The following is a 16655-nucleotide window of genomic DNA, read 5'->3' on the forward strand; positions in this document are numbered from 1 at the left end:
ACCCTAGGAAGTTAAGTCGGGCATCACTTTCAGCGACTAAATCGTATCGCCTTTAGGATGCTCCGCATCTTTTATTAGCTGTGAGCACCAATTTAATGCGTCACTTGTGTTGTTGAAATTTTGGTGTGGCACCGGGATCGGAGAGCGGTCTTTGAGCCTATCGACTAATACTTCGATTACTCGATTATTAGGCAATGTCGCGTGGCAGCATAGCCCATGTTGAACGCAGTACTTCATTGTTTCATCTAATATTTCCCAACAGTCTGGTGGACACAGTTCCCACTGCCGTAAATCGGCAATAATGCCCCAAGGCTGGTGGCAGATACTATCAACATATCTGATCATTAGATTATGGTAATTCAAAGTCGACTCAGCGTTCCACTGACCATATGAACTGTGTATGAGCACTTCCGATCTTATCTCGAAGGTATAAAGTCCGTAGTCAGGGTCTTTATTTTTCATTTGCTCTATCACCAAGGTTTGGGGCCCATGGTTCAATTATGGCATCTTCCTAGATACTCATCAGGTTAACCAACTTATTGTATATAGGGTTTGTGTTCTTATAACCTAATCGTCTATGGCCATTTTCTGATGGCCACGCTGCTTTCTTCTTTGATGTTCCTTGAAGAACGAATGGAGAAAAATAACGTATATTTGAAGCATGTATATCAAGGTGTTGGGCTGGAGAGTGTCCAGCTTCTCCTACCAATATAGCCTTTGTTGTCCCGAAATGTGTAGCCTCCTTTCTCTTTCCATCACGCGCGAAGCGGCTTTAGTCGAATCTTGTATTCCCCAACATCCTGTTCTAATACTTTTAGAGCGTTGAACACGGGTCTCCCAGCCTTAAATGCTGTTGGGTGCGTTGTCGCGCAGTTAGCGCTTAGTTAAACGTGCAGTTAAAAATAAGCAGAAAAATTGCGGCTAATTACCGCGGCAAAAAAACAGCTCTAACAAGGCACATGAATGCCAAGAATGTGAGTAAGTTATGAATAAAAAACCTATTAGTACAGCCATTTCCACTCATGGGGTTACTCGGCGGACCTTATTGGAGGGGGCGGCGTATCTTGGTGTTGTCGCACTTGTCAGTCCTTTTAATGTGATGGCTGATGGAGGTGCTTCTCAGGGTAAAGATGTGTTTGTTTCTATCTCCAAGCGTTTGACTGAATACGATGATTTAAACTCGGTCCTCGGTGAACGCTTCTATGTTGCTTTACAGAGTTTGAATCCTAAATTCAACACTGAGTTGGTCGTGCTTGCGAAAGAAATGGCGATGTCTGATGCGAAGACATTGGCCAAATCACTGAGTCCATCGGCGCAGAAAACCGCAAAAAGTATTATCTCTGCGTGGTATACGGGCATCGTGGGTGAGGGAGCGACCGCACAAGTGATCACGTATCGCCATGCGCTCGAATTCAAGGCGGTCGATGATGTATTGCAAATCCGAACTTATTGTCCAAACAAGCCTGGTTACTGGGCTGACAAACCGATAGAGAGGAAATCATAATGACAACAACCAAAAAAGCTGATGTCGTCATTGTGGGCTCTGGAGTCGCAGGAGGATTGGTTGCGCACCAATTAGCGATGTCAGGCAAGTCGGTGATCGTCTTGGAAGCTGGACCACGTTATTCTCGTGGTGAAATTGTTGAACGTTTTCGCAACCAACCTGACAAAATGGACTTTATGGCGCCATACCCTTCAACGCCTTATGCGCCGCATCCTGAGTTCAATCCGAGCAATGGCTATCTAATCCAAAAGGGTGAACAGGCCTACGATGCTCAGTATATACGGGCCGTCGGCGGAACGACGTGGCACTGGGCTGCTTCTGCATGGCGTTTTATCCCGGCTGACTTTAAGTTGAAATCCATTTATGGAGTAGGTCGTGATTGGCCGTTGGAATACAAAGAGTTAGAACATTGGTATCAAAGAGCGGAAGAAGAGCTTGGGGTTTGGGGCCCCGATAATGAGGAGCTTGGGTCACCGCGAGAAAAACCGTATCCGATGGCGCCACTTCCTATCTCGTACAGCGAGAAAACCATCAAAGACAGGTTAAATAAAAATGGTTTTTATGTGGTGACCGAGCCTGTTGCCAGAAATAGCCGCCCATATGATAAGCGACCGACCTGCTGTGGCAATAACAACTGTATGCCAATATGCCCGATTGGCGCGATGTATAACGGGATCACGCATGTCGAGAAAGCTGAAGCGGCGGGCGCTCAAGTGATCGACAAAGCCGTGGTCTACAAGATTGAGAAAGGTGAGGGTAACCGCATTGTTGCTGTTCACTATAAAACGCCAGACGGTGAATCGGTGAAAGTCGAAGGGCAGAATTTTGTTCTGGCAGCTAATGGCATTGAAACGCCAAAATTGATGTTGATGTCTGATGTGGGTAATAGCTCAGATATGGTTGGGCGTAACCTAATGGATCACCCGGGAACAGGGATTCGTTTTTTTGCCAGTGAAAAGTTGTGGCCGGGACGCGGAGCTCAGGAAATGACGTCCATTATTGGTTGGCGCGATGGCAAATTTCGTTCTAAGTATGCGGGGAAAAAAATACACCTTTCTAATGTCTCACGCGCAGATCAAATGGCGCAAGAAATACTAGCGCAAGATAACTTAATTATGGGCTCGGCGCTGAGCAGTGAAATTCGTGACAAGGCAGCACGCTATGTGCAGTTTGATAGCTTCCATGAACTACTACCGCACCCAGAAAACCGTATTGTGGCAAGCTCAGAAAAAGATGCAATGGGTATTCCTAAACCTGAATTTTACTACGCGATTGATGATTACGTTAAACGCAGCGCAGTGTATACACGCAAGGCATATACGAAAATTGCAAAACTGATGGGTGGGACGGAAGTTCAATACAATGATGCGTTTTCTAACAACCAGCATATTTGCGGCACAGTGCTAATGGGCGATAACCCCAAAGATAGCGTAGTGGATCGTGACTGTCGTAGCCATGATCACGAAAACTTATTTATCGCCAGTTCAGGGACAATGCCGACGGTAGGTACGGTGAATTGCACGCTAACAATTGCAGCACTGTCTCTACGAATTGCGGATACGTTGAAGCAGGGGGCATAGCTATGAATATTGTTAGAGTTGCACTGCTAATCATAATCGCCGCTGGCGCTGGAGTCGGGCTCATCGTTAGTGGCGCCCTAGGGCCCAAAACATCGAACCCACCTCAAGACAAGCAAATGCAAACGACCGTTTTTCCAGATGGTATGAGCCGTGGGGAATATGTGGCTCGGATGTCGGATTGTACTGCATGCCACACTACGGCGGGTGGTCAACCATTTGCGGGTGGACTTGGTATGCCTTTGCCAATTGGAACTCTTTATTCCACCAATATTACGCCAGACACAGAAACGGGGATTGGCAGTTACTCGCTCACTGACTTTACTCGAGTGCTCCGAGAGGGCATACGCAAAGACGGTAGCCGCTTATACCCAGCTATGCCGTATACGGAATACACCAAGCTATCAGATACGGACATCGAATCCTTATATCACTATTTCATGGAATCGGTGAAACCAGTTAAGCAGCCAAATCGTCACAGTGATATTCCTGCGATACTTGCCATGCGTTGGCCGATGGCGGTATGGAATTGGATGTTCCTATCTCAAGGAGCATATGAGATGCAATCTGGTCAAAGTGAACAATGGAATCGTGGCGCTTATTTGGTACAAGGAGCCGCTCACTGCGGTACTTGCCACACGCCAAGAGGTTTGGCTATGCAAACTAAAGGCAGTGATGATACAACTCCCGGTTTTCTTTCTGGGGCAGACCTAGCCGGTTGGCATGCTTTTAATATTACCAATGATAAGTTAGATGGCTTGGGCGGTTGGAGTAATCAACAAATTGTCCAATACCTCAAAGTTGGCACTGTCGCAGGTAAAGCGCAAGCTGCAGGTCCGATGGGAGAAGCCGTCGAGCACAGTTTCCAATACCTAACTAATGCAGATCTTAACTCGATTGCGGTTTATCTACGTTCGGTTCCCGCGGTTTCTGGTTCCCAAAAGTCACGGTTTGAGCAAGGTCAAGCGGCAGCACAGGACTTGAAACTGCGCGGCATACCCGTTACGCGAGCTCAGCAGCAAATGCCGGGTGAATCTTTATATATGGGTAATTGCAGCACGTGTCACGATGCCGACGGCAGTGGTTCACCAGATGGTTACTATCCTTCCTTGTATCATAATAGTGTGGTGGGGACCGATAAGGTCGATAACTTGATTCAGGTTATTTTGCATGGCGTTCATCGAAATACCAGTGAAGGTGAAGTGATGATGCCAGCGTTTGAGCGTCACCTTTCGGACGAACAAATTGCAACCTTGGTGAATTTCCTGACCAAAACCTATGGTCAGGGCACGGCTGACATTGACGCAAAAGATGTCGCCAAGCTAAGAACAAACTAGGTTCAGGCTAGGCCCGTTGTTTCTCTTACGAGAGAGCGGAACGGGTCACGCTTATTGCTGAGATCCTTGATAAATAACAAACTCGATCAGCGAGGGGGTCGGACATTATGTGGGCATGATGACAAAACGTAATATTCATGGGTTGTGGACCATGAGTTTTGAAAACAGGCTTTTGCACTCTGAAATAACAGGGGCTTCCAATAAAGAGGCAGCACAAGCGTGGTTCGAACAGATGAAAGGGCTTGTCCTTTCATCTCCAGAAGGTGATACACAGCCTTGGGTTCTACTCACGGATTCTAGGGAGTGGGGTGTCGCCTCACAAGATGCTTGGGAAGCCATTAACGAGTTGACAGATTGGATGTGCGAACATAACTGCGTGCTATCCGCGGTCGTATTTTCGAATAAAATCCAACATTACTCCGCTGACCAAGGGTTAAATGAACAGCAGATTTTAAGATTCTTTTTCGATTACGATGAAGCTTATCAAGCCTGTATCTCCGCACTAAGTAAGGCTCGTGGCAAATAATATTCTATTCTTTTTCGTTCCACTCCTTTCTAAAATCTATTCCTTTTTCTTAGACCAAAGTCGCTATTGTAATTACCTATTTATGAGCCTAGTTTGGTATGGGTCTTTCCCTGCCATCATGGATGCTGGCGGGGCTCTATGTAATGGAAAATCTTTTTTATCAAGCACTAAGGTCGACGATTATGGGAATTAGCAACAAAATCAGAAATATGTCTGATGAGGAAATTCTAAGAGAGATTGGCGCAAACGACTATCGAGAAGAGACTAAAGCCACGCTTATTGAACATATCCGCACAGCTGATGCTGAGAACACCCGAGCCAAAGACAAATACGGCCACGGCGTGAGCGTCAAAGGCATTTTAGTCAACGTCGCGGATAAGCATTTTCTTCACAAAATAGATGAGAAGGTTGAGAGCGGAAAAGAGTGGAATGCAGATGTTTGCGTACGTCCGGACAATAATGTCGCGCCTTTAGAAACTTGCAATTTCTTTCATGTACATACTAGCGGCGCTGCAACGGGCAGCCGAGCGGGCTTTGTATACCAAGTGCTTGATAGAGAAGATAAGATTGGAGGAACGATAAGCATTGCATGGGAAAACCCATGGAATCATGATTTTAGTAACTTTGTCTCTTTTATTAAAGTCGATAAGCTTGAAAACCATCTTCAAGAATGTCTGGACTACTGTGCAGATAACAGTACCTCCAAAATTGAAGGCTCCGTCCAATTACCGATGGATAATAACCGCCTGAAAGATTTCATCACTGTTAGTGTTATCGAAGATGACCAAACGACCGCATATCTATTGGTGGCGATTAAAACGTCAGACATGGAAAAAGCCATTTGGGAAGGTGGCTTATAGCCCCTAAACCTGTCAATGCGGAGGATTCACCATGAATAACGAACAATTGATTCAAGCTCTCGGCGCACAAAGCTTTAAACCTGCAACAAAACAAAAACTGATTAAAAACGTCACCGAAAGCGTAGAGAAAAACAACCAAGCAAAACAAGAATACGGGAATGGTGTCAGTGTGAAAGGGGTACTTGTTAATATTTGTCCCCAGTACTTTTTAGCGAAATGCAATCATGCAGTTGAAAGCGGCAAAGAGTGGAATGCGAGTGTGTGCCGACAGCCAACGAATCATGTTAGCCCGCTAGGTACGAGTGGGTTCTTTCATGTTCACGCGAGCGGTGCGGCGACAGGCAGCCGAGCGGGAATGACTTATAAAATTTTAGATCGTAACGATATTATTCAAGGTTATGTGGCGGTTGCTTGGGAAAACCCTTGGAACCACGATCTGAGTAACTTTGTGTACTGTATTAAGGTATCTAAATCTCAAGACCACCTCACCGAGTGCTTGAACTACTGCGCGTCGAACAGTGTATCGAAAATTGAAGGTGATGATACTTTTGGTCCGAGCGATGTGTCGTTGGCGCAGAATATTAAGGTGGTGGTTGAAAATGAAACGACCTCCTCAATTATGATAGCCATGCATACAGATGTAGTCGTCGAGCAGCTGCTAACACGGCCAATCGTCACTATTTCGCACTGGATGTCTGATAATTGGGCGTTAGTTGGCAATAAAACCTTATCTCAGTTATGTATCCCTGGTTCTCATGATACGGGTACTTACGTGAAAACTCACCGTTCAGCGACGGGCTCTGATCGACGAACACAAACACAACGCCTCAACATCCAACAGCAATTAGAAAACGGGGTGCGCTTCTTTGACCTTCGTCCAGCGCTGTATGAAGGCGGCTTTTACACCCACCATAGTTCAGATATACCGGTTCTAGGTCGCCAAGGCGCGATTGGGGCCAAACTCTCGGACGTGTTCTCCCAGATTCGGCAGTTCTATTCCAATCAAGCCAATCACAAAGAGTTGAGCATTCTAGACTTTGGTCACTTTTTAGATTGGGAAAGTGGGGATGGCCTGAGTAACGATCAAAAGGCGGCATTCGTTGAGCAAGTACAGCAAGAGCTAAGTGATCTTCTTATCGGGGATGTACAAAGCTTCAATAACACCCCTTTAGACGGGTTGGTTTCTAATGGGCAAGTTATCGCACTTTTCCCAAATGATTGTCCTAACTTAGACGCAAGTAAAGGCACTCATCGAGCGAATGTATTAAATATTCAAGGATCTTATTCCAACACGAATGAGCTTGGAGATATGGTGCGAGATCAGAAAGATAAAATGGTTGGTTATCCCCATCAAGGAGGTCGGAATATTATCTTTGAGTTGTATTGGACCCTCACATTAAGTGATACCCAGAATGCCATTGGCGGGTTGGACCCTACCGGAGGCTCATCTATTTTGAGCTTAGCGGAGGAGGCCAATGCTGCCTTGATCTCGACTATTAGCCAATGGGTCGATGAGGGAACGCTCAATGTGAATTATTATCCGAATATCATTCTACTGGATGACTGTTCAGAAGATAAAACACGTGCGGTGGCGGCATCGCTTGGCGTTATTCGAATAATCAACGCCTAACGTCTAAGAGCTAAACAATATTAGCTTAAACTAGGTTAGCTTAAACTACGTTAGCTTAAGCAAGATAAGCTTAAACAAATTAAGTTTAGACAACATAAGCCTGAACGACATGGGCTTTAAACAATGAGGGCGCTTTGCCCTCATTGTCGTATTTCGATGTGTATGGAAGATGTAACCTACTTTAAGGACAAATATGAAATTTTTACTCAACCTAAAGTCTTCTATGACCTTGACTGGGCTGGTGTTATTCACGGCAATATCATTAGTAAGTGGCCGTGCTTGTGCACAAACTAAAGCACCCCAAAGCCAAGCGGTGCTGCAGGAGAAACTTCAACAACTCATTGTTCAATATGATATCCCGGGAGCAGTATTGTCTTATAAAATTGGTAACGGGCCAATTGTCACGATCCCTGCTGGTTACGCTTCACTCTCTCCTAAAGAGAAAATGAAGGACGATACTCTGTTTTTGGTCGGCAGTATCACTAAGTCGTTCACTTCCGCTTTAGTCTTACATTTGGTTGATCAACAAAAAGTATCTCTGGATGAGAGTTTAGGGCAGATAGCTGAAGTCTATCCAGGTCATATTCGCCGCCTTGTCAGTCAATCCCCTTCGCTGCGGGGAATGACGATTCGGGAGTTGCTAAATCATACTAGTGGCATTCCGCAATCAATTAACACCAAGACATTTAAAACGGAGTTTTCCCGAGACCCACATAAGTATTATACGCCGGAGATGCTGATGAACATTGCTATGCAGCACGCTGTGTACTTTAAACCGGGGGCGAAAGGTAAATGGAGCTATACGAATACAGATTATGTATTGGTAGGTTTGGTTATAGAGGATGTCACACGACGTTCTCTCGCCGATAATTTTAGCCAGTTAATGGAAAGCCTATCGCTGGAAAATGTCTATTTTGCCAATCGTGGGATCATACCTAAAGGGCTTAGTAGTCGTCTAGCAAACGGTTATATACCAGTAAGCTCGACCGATAGCATCACTAAAGCTTTTGATAATAGTCCGGTCGTACAATTACCTAGCAGTAAAGCCCAAAATTATCAGTTTAAAGACGCTTACACCATATTTTCGCCCGCTGGAGGCGGAGTCATAGCGAGCGCACCTGCTCTGGTGAATTGGTATGAGGTCCTTTTAAAAGGGCACAGTGTGATGACTGAAGCATCCCGCAAAGAGTTAGTGAATGTGGTGCCAAATGGTAAATACAATGACGCGGGTTATGGGCTCGGTGTGACCGTCCATACGTACCCTAATTTAGGTAAGGTCATTTCGCACGATGGCTTGGAACCGGGCTATTCGAGTATTGTGTTGTATATCAAGCAAAAGGATATGGTGGTATCCGTTGCAACAAACTCCAGAATCGACAAAGTGAGCACATTTAATGTTCACGATGGAGCCATCACAACAGGGTTAGTGACTGAGCTACTGCCATATATTAACGGTTAAGATAGATGAAAAAAGAGGTCTGCTTGAGCGGGCCTCTATTCGTTCGTGGGTTACTCGGCTAGTAGTCCGGACTAGGCAAAGTAGTCCGGATTAGAAAGCGCAATCTGGGTTAGAAAAAGCCCAGTGGGTTGGTGTCGTAGCTAACCAGTAGGTTTTTGGTATTTTGGTAGTGGTCGAGCATCATTTTATGAGTTTCTCGGCCAATACCAGATTTTTTGTAACCACCGAACGCAGCATGAGCTGGGTAGGCGTGGTAACAGTTGATCCAAATACGACCCGCTTCAATCTTGCGTCCCATCCTGTAGGCGAGGTTGGTGTCTCGAGTCCACACGCCAGCACCCAACCCAAACTCAGTGTCATTAGCAATTTCTAGCGCTTCTGCCTCATCTTTGAAGGTTGTAATGGCGATAACAGGACCAAAGATTTCTTCTTGGAACACTCGCATCTTGTTGTGGCCTTTGAGCATGGTTGGCTGGATGTAATAGCCATCATTTAAATCACCCGATAGCGATTTAGCTTCCCCTCCGAGTAGCACTTCTGCGCCTTCATTTTTACCGACTTCGATATAGCTTAGGATCTTGTCGAACTGCTCGCTTGAAACTTGCGCACCCACCTGAGTGTCAGTATTGAGCGGATTACCCTGTTTGATGGTTTTTGCGCGTTCGACGACTTTAGCAATGAATTTGTCATAGATAGATTCGTGAATAAGGACGCGTGATGGGCAAGTGCACACTTCCCCTTGGTTGAAAAATGCGAGTAAGATCCCTTCAACACATTTATCTAGGTATTCGTCTTCATGGTTGAAGATGTCGGGGAAATAGATATTCGGTGACTTGCCGCCAAGCTCAACCGTCGATGGGATCAGGTTGTCTGCTGCACATTTAAGAATGTGTTGGCCAACTTCTGTTGAGCCTGTAAAGGCTAATTTAGCGATGCGATCGCTGGTCGCCAATGCTTGGCCCGCTTCGCTGCCAAATCCGTTCACAACGTTAATGACGCCAGCAGGGATAAGGTCCTCAATTAACTCCATCAAGACTAAAATCGACGTGGGAGTTTGCTCCGCGGGTTTTAGCACTACGCAGCAGCCCGCTGCCAGCGCTGGAGCGAGTTTCCATGCTGCCATGAGGATCGGGAAATTCCAAGGGATGATCTGCCCCACAACACCAACGGGTTCTGGAAAATGATAGCTGGCCGTATTTTGGTCGATTTCAGCAGCGGTGCCTTCTTGAGCTCGAATACAGCCAGCAAAATAGCGGAAATGGTCAATAGCGAGTGGAATGTCTGCCGCCATGGTTTCACGAATCGGCTTGCCATTTTCCCATGTTTCAGCGAGGGCAAGGTATTCAAGATTCTCTTCAAGGCGACTGGCGATATTTAGTAGGGTATTGGCGCGCTCAGTGACGCATGTTGCTGCCCACGACTCGCGCACTTGATGCGCTGCATCCAATGCTAAATCTATATCTTCTTGTGTTGAACGTGGGACTTTACAGTAGCGCTCGCCGTTTACGGGGGACGTGTTGGCGAAATACTCTCCATTTCTCGGCTTAACCCACTCACCACCGATAAAGTTATCGTAATGAGGCTTGAATGTGATGATGGAATCTGCGGAGTTAGGCTGTGTATAAATCATAGCTTTCCCTTTGGTGATATAGATGAATGGAGGTGTTTCTGAAAAGACCTCAAGACTACGCTGAGTGCTAATGGGCATCAAGTTGACTATGTCTCAGAATTAAAAAGAAAATTAAGAAAGAAGAAGTCGGTGTATTTGGCTCGGAAATTGCCAATTTGGTGAAAATGCGTATACCTTTAAATAAAGGGAAGTAGGGTATGGATATGAGGAAAAAGCTTACTCTTACAATTTTGCTTTTATGGTTTATGACGGGTTATGCCAATGCCGAGTCAAAAGTTTCTTTTTGTTTTGATCCTTGGCCTCCTGTTCATTCTATAGCTGAAAGTGGCGAGCCTGTAGGCGTGTTCATCGATGTGGTCCGTGCTTTATTTGAGAAAAAGCTCGGTTGGCAAGTGGAGTATGTACTTTTACCGTGGAAGCGCTGCCAAAGTTATGTCTCGATTGGCTACATAGATTTTATGATTACTGTGCCTACAGAGGAACGCGGTCAATATTCCATTGCTTCTGAGCGCGCAGTCTATGATATTTACAATAGCGTTTATACTCACCCCGATCACGACAAGCTGGAGCTTATCAACCAAATTAAACAGCCAAAAGATGTTGCAACGAACAATCTCACGGTCGTAACGTATTTGGGTAATGGTTGGTATAAAAAGCACTTTGTGCCAGAAGGAGTGAAAACAACATTTTTGAATGGGATTGGCGCTGCGATTCAATTTGTGGCGTTAAAGCGTGCGGATATTTATATTGGCGGTAACATCGTCGCCGATTATCAGATAAAAGAACTGGGGCTTCAGGATAAAATTGTGCAGACCGAAGTTCATTTCGACCCGTTTGCAATGCACGTGATGGTATCGAAAAAATCACCGCTGGTAGAGAAACTCCCAGAGCTTAATAAGGCGTTAAATCAGTTCTTAGATTCAAAGCAATACAGAGAGATTTTATCGGAGTATGGTTTAAAAGGCCGTCTACGTTAGCTTGTTATAATTTAGCAACGTGCGTTAGAGTACGGCCATTTGTGAGAAACGAAATAACAAAGATTAAAAGAATTCGATAGAGTTACGTCCACTCGTTTCGTCACGAGTTGGTGCTTTCGTTTCTTTCTCTTTTTTAGCCTTAGTTGGAGATTTGGCTTTCTTTGGCTTCTTATCAGCTTGCTGGTGCGGCTTTTTAGTTTTTTCAGCTTTAGTAGGTTCAGCCTTAGTTTGCTGAGGAGTAGCTTTCTTCGGAGTAGTTTTCTCAGAATTAGCTTTCTTAGATTTTTCTTTGACAGGTTTTTCCGGTTTGTCAGCAGGTTCTGTCACTGGCGCATCGCAGAGCACGACATAGTATTCCTGATTAAACTCAAAAAAGTCGCCATCGTACATTTTTCGGCGTTTGCGATCTTCTAATTCACCGTTAACTGCCACATAGCCTTCGGCGATCGCGTGCTTGGCTTCGCCTCCACCACCGACTAAATTAGCAATCTTCATAACCTTGTACAGTTCAATCGGTTGAGAGGAAACTTCAATACCAATTGCTTCTATTTCGACTTCTTCTTGGTGATCAATGTCACCGTCGTATTCATTCATTTTATCTGTCGCATTTCTTTAACTTGGCGCAAGTGTAATATTAAATGCGGTGGCTGGAAAGCAACATTAATGACGTGTTGCTTGCGATAACGGGACTTTGGTTTGCCCGAACATGGAATAGGGAAGAAATAGTATGCATGGTGGTGGTGTTAGCTTAAGAGCAGCAAAGGTAGAGGAACTAGAAAAAATTTATCATTTGGTGACCTGTGATGAAACATGGACAGAGTTTAATGGGCCGTATTTTCCATACTTAACGCCAACGTTGACAGAGTTCGAAGCTGGTTCGTTTACTCGTTTGTGCCAAGGAGTAAAAACTCAGTTGATAGTTTTGGATGGTCAGCCAGTCGGCTCGGTGAGTTATTACTGGGAGTGTGAGTCCACTCGTTGGCTGGAGGCGGGTGTCGTGATTTATGATTCGAGTTATTGGGGGCGTGGTATCGCCCGAAAAGCGTTAATACTTTGGGTCGATCATTTGTTTCAATTACTTGAAATTGATCGAGTAGGGCTAACAACTTGGTCAGGGAATCCACAAATGATGGCTTGCGCGCAGAAGCTTGGGTTTCAACAGGAAGCCCGATTACGTAAGGTGCGCTATTTCAATGGTGACTACTATGACTCAGTAAAATATGGTGTGCTCAGAAGCGAATGGAACGCGCTTACTCGTGCCTCGGAAAATGGGTAATCATATGACGGCTTATTTTAGAGAAGCAAAAAGAAGCGACTTAGAGCAACTGGTGCACTTACTTGCTGACGATAGCCTAGGCAAACAACGTGAAGATGTGTCTCAGCCATTAAATCAGCGCTATATTGATGCGTTTGAAGCGATAATGATGGATGCCAATAACCATTTACTTATCGCCGTTGTTAAAGAAAGAATCGTAGGCATGTTGCAATTAACTTTAACACCCTATTTGACTCATATTGGGAGCTGGCGATGTACGGTTGAAGGGGTTCGTATTCATCCTGAGTGCCGTGGTATGGGGCTGGGAAATGAGATGCTCGAACGTGCGATAGTCTTAGCCAAGGAAAAAGGCTGCTCTTTGATACAACTTACGACAGATAAGCAGCGTCCTGAGGCAATGCGTTTTTATCAGCGGCTTGGCTTTAACGCAAGTCATCAAGGAATGAAGCTTCATCTATAGTCAGTGGATAAAGGCAGTAGAAAAAAGCGAGCGGGATCTTCGCTCGCTTGGTCATGCTGATAAGCGTTACACCGATACGTTCTCAACTTGAGGTTTGGCTGAAGGGGAAGGCAGACGTTTGCCGAGTTTTTCAGCCATCACTCGCTCCATGTCTTCCAGCGCCACGCCCTTGGTTTCCGGTACATACTTGATCACGAAGTACATGCAGGCCATCGAGAAGGCAGCAAATAGCCAAAAGCTAAACGCGCCGTGGAAATGCTCTTTGAGAAACGCGTTGCTGTGTAGCATTGGGAAAGATTGTGTGACGATGAATCCTGCAAACCACTGCGCGCCGACTGCGATCGCCATGGCGCGAGAGCGAATGCTGTTTGGAAATATTTCGGCGATCATTGTCCAACATACGCAGCCCCAAGACGTAGCGAATGAGACGACATATAGGCATAAAGCGAACATGGCTGAATAGCCCGTTGAGTGATTGTACATTACGAAACCCACATAGCTCATGCTGACAGCGCATCCCAGCGTACCCCATTTCATCAGAGGTAGACGACCGACTTTGTCGATTAGGTACATCCCTAAGAAGTTCCCCATCACAAACACGACACCGATGAACGTGGTTTGGAATAGGGCGTTCTGTGTTCCGCCGACTATAGGTTTTAAGATGTCGGGAGTGTAGTACATCACCACGTTGATGCCTGTAAATTGTTGAGCGGCTGCAATGAAGGTGCCGATGGCCACAATAGACAGCATGAGAGGAGATTTCAGGCTGGCTTGTTTTACGTCGGATCCTCGACTTTCATCAAGAGAATTTTCGATTTCGGCGATGACAGTATGGGCATGGTTTGCATCAGAGATCTTTGCGAGGATTTCATGTGCTCGCTTGGTTTTACCTTTGAGTACTAACCAACGTGGCGACTCTGGAATAGTAAACAACAGTACGCCGAACAAAAGTGCAGGAATAATTTCTGAGCCTAGCATCCAGCGCCAACCAAGATCTTGTAGCCACATTTCCGTCATACCTTTTGCTATCACAAAGTTGACATAAAACACGACAGTTTGCCCAACAACGATGGACTGTTGAAACATACTGACTGCTCTGCCACGGAACTCTCTCGGGGCGACCTCAGACATATACATCGGCGATACTACAGCAGCGAGACCAACAGCAACTCCACCGACGATACGTAGCCAAATGTAGAAGGTAAAAGTGGTGGCAAGGGCAGCTCCGACAGCGGAAATAGAGAATAAGATGGCAGCGATGAATAGCGTTGTGCGCCGGCCGTATTTTGATGAAAACCACCCAGCACTGACGGCTCCGATGATACTGCCCAGTACGACACTGGATACAGCCCAGCCTTTTTCTGCTGAAGAAAGGTGGAAGTAGCGAGTAATTGGATCAATTGCCCCAGAAATAACGGCAGTATCGTAACCGAATAAAATTCCCCCTAGCGCTGCGACGCAGCAAATCTTGATGATATAGCGTAAATTCCTTTGATTCGTTTCCGCCGGATTGCCCGATGACATGTATTGACTCCTTTTTATTGATGACCACGCTACTGCTGCTCATACGTATTTCTATATGAATTGATCACATGAACTACCCATATATGAGCACTTCAGCAGGTTTGGTGATTGAGGTGCAGTTACAGTTTGCATAGCGTGCTTTCACTGCGCCTATATGTTGTGTTTGATAATTATTTTTCATTTTGTGTTTTCATCCTAAAGGCTTGAAGTGCATCCGGATAGTCTGATTTTGTCGTTTCTCGAAGAAGTGTTATCTCCTTCAAATTGTAAATAATATTTCAGACATCATGCCTTGTTTGTTATTTTTTGCTTTAAAAACATTGGGTTGTGTTTTGTTGTGATAATGGTCAAATTACACGTTAAGACTTAGTGCCTATTGGGCTGGCGTGTTTTTTGAACAACTGGGTTTGGTTCTTGTTTTTATGAAAAATATTTTTCATTTTATTTTTGTTTGGTTATGGTAATCCTCAAATTAAGACAAAGTTTGCTTAATCTCGGCTGGGCATAGGAATATTGAATTTTTGTAGTGATGCATTTGGAGGGGATAGAAAAATCATGTTTAATGAAGAGAAGCGTTTTGAACAACCAATTCGATGGGCAATGGTTGGCGGGGGGCGTGGCAGCCAAATTGGTTACTCTCACCGCAACGCGGCGCAGCGCGATGGACTGTTTCAGTTGGTTGCGGGATCGTTTGATTTGGATGTAGAGCGCGGTAAAGAGTTTGGCGCGAATTTAAAGCTGGACGCGGAACGATGCTATGCAACGTATAAAGATATGTTCGCCGAGGAAGCTAAGCGAGCAGACGGGATTCAAGCGGTTTCAATAGCCACGCCGAATTCAACGCACTATGAAATCTGTAAAGCTGCCCTTGAGGCCAACTTACATGTTGTGTGTGAAAAGCCGATCACTTTTACCACTGAGCAAGCACAAGAGCTAAAAAGGATTGCCGCTAAGCATAACCGAGTATTGGGAGTGATGTATGGCTATTCTGGTTTTCCAATGGTCCAGCAGGCTCGTGAAATGGTGCAGCGCGGTGACTTGGGAGAAATTCGAGTGGTGAACATGACTTTTGCGCATGGTTTTCACAACGTCGAACACGAAAAAAATAGCCCCGGCCTTAAATGGCGTGTAAGCCCAGAGGTTTCGGGGCCAACTTACGTGTTGGGAGACATCGGTACGCACGTTTACTATCTCTGTGAGATGATGACTGGACTTCAAGTTAAGCGCTTGGCGTGCATGAGGCAGAGCTTTATTTCATCTCGAGAGCCTCTAGAAGATAACGCGCATGTGATGATGGAGTTTGAAGGCGGAGCGGTCGGTACTTTGTGGGCGTCAGCCGTGAACGCGGGAGCCATGCATCAACAAAAAATTCGAATTGTCGGTGAAAAGGCTTCCATTGAATGGTGGGATGAGCACCCTAATCAACTGAAATATGAAATTCAGGGTGAGCCGCCACGCATTCTGGATCGAGGAATGGATTATCTCTACAACGAAGTAGACGGTGTCGCATCCAATCGAGTGTCGGGTGGGCATGCAGAAGGGTATTTTGAATCGTGGGCGAATCTTTACCATCGTTTCGCCTTGGCGTTTAAAGCCGCGGATAATGACGACCAACAAGCGCTATCAAGCCTATGGTACCCAGATGTGGATGCAGGTATCGAAGGTGTGCGTTTGTGTGAGAAATGCGTTGAATCCGCAGATCAAAAAGCGGCTTGGGTTGATTATAAGTCGTGATACTATTTCTAACTGAATAACAGATACGTGCTTCAGCGGTGAGTTTCCAATAGAAACATTCTATTGGCTGATTGCGTACATTCAATGAGGTAAGGGAAGGCCTTACCTCATTACATTGATTCCTTACACCACTAATTTCCCCTGTGATATACACAGCCTCA

15 protein-coding genes are annotated in these 16655 nt (G+C 45.5%); 11 read left to right on the forward strand and 4 right to left on the reverse strand.

Annotated features, from left to right (window positions below; translation table 11 throughout):
• Window positions 1-36 precede the first annotated feature (36 nt).
• Complete coding sequence (locus L4C34_RS02705; RefSeq protein ID WP_428787814.1) at window positions 37-462, reverse strand: hypothetical protein; 426 nt, start codon at window positions 460-462, stop codon at window positions 37-39.
• A 523-nt stretch (window positions 463-985) separates the two neighbouring features.
• On the opposite strand from L4C34_RS02705, the gene L4C34_RS02710 reads away from it, so the two are divergent.
• The 7 genes from L4C34_RS02710 to L4C34_RS02740 all read left to right on the forward strand — a co-directional run bounded on the left by L4C34_RS02710 (window position 986) and on the right by L4C34_RS02740 (window position 8893).
• The gene (locus L4C34_RS02710) at window positions 986-1504 is read left to right on the forward strand and encodes a sugar dehydrogenase complex small subunit (RefSeq protein ID WP_428787815.1); all 519 of its coding nucleotides are present in this window, start codon (window positions 986-988) and stop codon (window positions 1502-1504) included.
• Window positions 1504-3084 (forward strand): GMC family oxidoreductase, encoded by a 1581-nt coding sequence (locus L4C34_RS02715; protein WP_428787816.1) that lies wholly within the window; start codon window positions 1504-1506, stop codon window positions 3082-3084. Before L4C34_RS02710 ends, L4C34_RS02715 begins: the two co-directional genes overlap by 1 nt.
• A gap of 2 nt (window positions 3085-3086) precedes the next feature.
• A complete protein-coding gene (locus tag L4C34_RS02720; protein ID WP_428787817.1) occupies window positions 3087-4418 on the forward strand; it encodes a c-type cytochrome in 1332 nt (443 codons plus the stop codon).
• Between the two features lie 151 nt (window positions 4419-4569).
• Window positions 4570-4944 (forward strand): hypothetical protein, encoded by a 375-nt coding sequence (locus tag L4C34_RS02725; RefSeq protein ID WP_428787818.1) that lies wholly within the window; start codon window positions 4570-4572, stop codon window positions 4942-4944.
• Between the two features lie 182 nt (window positions 4945-5126).
• Window positions 5127-5804 (forward strand): hypothetical protein, encoded by a 678-nt coding sequence (locus tag L4C34_RS02730; protein ID WP_428787819.1) that lies wholly within the window; start codon window positions 5127-5129, stop codon window positions 5802-5804.
• A 31-nt stretch (window positions 5805-5835) separates the two neighbouring features.
• The gene (locus L4C34_RS02735) at window positions 5836-7434 is read left to right on the forward strand and encodes a PI-PLC domain-containing protein (protein WP_428787820.1); all 1599 of its coding nucleotides are present in this window, start codon (window positions 5836-5838) and stop codon (window positions 7432-7434) included.
• A 193-nt stretch (window positions 7435-7627) separates the two neighbouring features.
• Entirely contained in the window at window positions 7628-8893 is a 1266-nt protein-coding gene (locus L4C34_RS02740; protein WP_428787821.1) for a serine hydrolase domain-containing protein, read from the forward strand.
• 109 nt (window positions 8894-9002) lie between these two features.
• Here L4C34_RS02740 and exaC read toward each other — a convergent pair whose 3' ends face one another.
• The gene (exaC, locus tag L4C34_RS02745; RefSeq protein WP_428787822.1) at window positions 9003-10523 is read right to left on the reverse strand and encodes an acetaldehyde dehydrogenase ExaC; all 1521 of its coding nucleotides are present in this window, start codon (window positions 10521-10523) and stop codon (window positions 9003-9005) included.
• A 197-nt stretch (window positions 10524-10720) separates the two neighbouring features.
• Between exaC and L4C34_RS02750 the strand changes: the two genes are divergently transcribed.
• Window positions 10721-11500, forward strand: coding sequence for a substrate-binding periplasmic protein (locus L4C34_RS02750; protein WP_428787823.1), 780 nt, complete (start codon window positions 10721-10723; stop codon window positions 11498-11500).
• Window positions 11501-11563: 63 nt separating this feature from the next.
• On the opposite strand, the gene L4C34_RS02755 is transcribed toward L4C34_RS02750, so the two are convergent.
• Window positions 11564-12094 (reverse strand): RNA-binding S4 domain-containing protein, encoded by a 531-nt coding sequence (locus tag L4C34_RS02755; protein WP_428787824.1) that lies wholly within the window; start codon window positions 12092-12094, stop codon window positions 11564-11566.
• Window positions 12095-12227: 133 nt separating this feature from the next.
• On the opposite strand from L4C34_RS02755, the gene L4C34_RS02760 reads away from it, so the two are divergent.
• Together L4C34_RS02760 and L4C34_RS02765 are read left to right on the forward strand one after the other, a co-directional pair.
• The gene (locus L4C34_RS02760; RefSeq protein ID WP_428787825.1) at window positions 12228-12776 is read left to right on the forward strand and encodes a GNAT family N-acetyltransferase; all 549 of its coding nucleotides are present in this window, start codon (window positions 12228-12230) and stop codon (window positions 12774-12776) included.
• A gap of 4 nt (window positions 12777-12780) precedes the next feature.
• The gene (locus tag L4C34_RS02765) at window positions 12781-13236 is read left to right on the forward strand and encodes a GNAT family N-acetyltransferase (protein WP_428787826.1); all 456 of its coding nucleotides are present in this window, start codon (window positions 12781-12783) and stop codon (window positions 13234-13236) included.
• A gap of 66 nt (window positions 13237-13302) precedes the next feature.
• On the opposite strand, the gene L4C34_RS02770 is transcribed toward L4C34_RS02765, so the two are convergent.
• Window positions 13303-14760, reverse strand: coding sequence for a sugar porter family MFS transporter (locus L4C34_RS02770; protein WP_428787827.1), 1458 nt, complete (start codon window positions 14758-14760; stop codon window positions 13303-13305).
• A gap of 555 nt (window positions 14761-15315) precedes the next feature.
• Between L4C34_RS02770 and L4C34_RS02775 the strand changes: the two genes are divergently transcribed.
• Window positions 15316-16494, forward strand: a complete 1179-nt coding sequence (locus tag L4C34_RS02775; RefSeq protein WP_428787828.1) for a Gfo/Idh/MocA family protein — start codon at window positions 15316-15318, stop codon at window positions 16492-16494.
• The last annotated feature ends 161 nt before the right edge of the window (window positions 16495-16655 follow it).

It is taken from the genome of Vibrio profundum (genome assembly GCF_050337555.1).
Classification (GTDB): domain Bacteria; phylum Pseudomonadota; class Gammaproteobacteria; order Enterobacterales; family Vibrionaceae; genus Vibrio; species Vibrio profundum.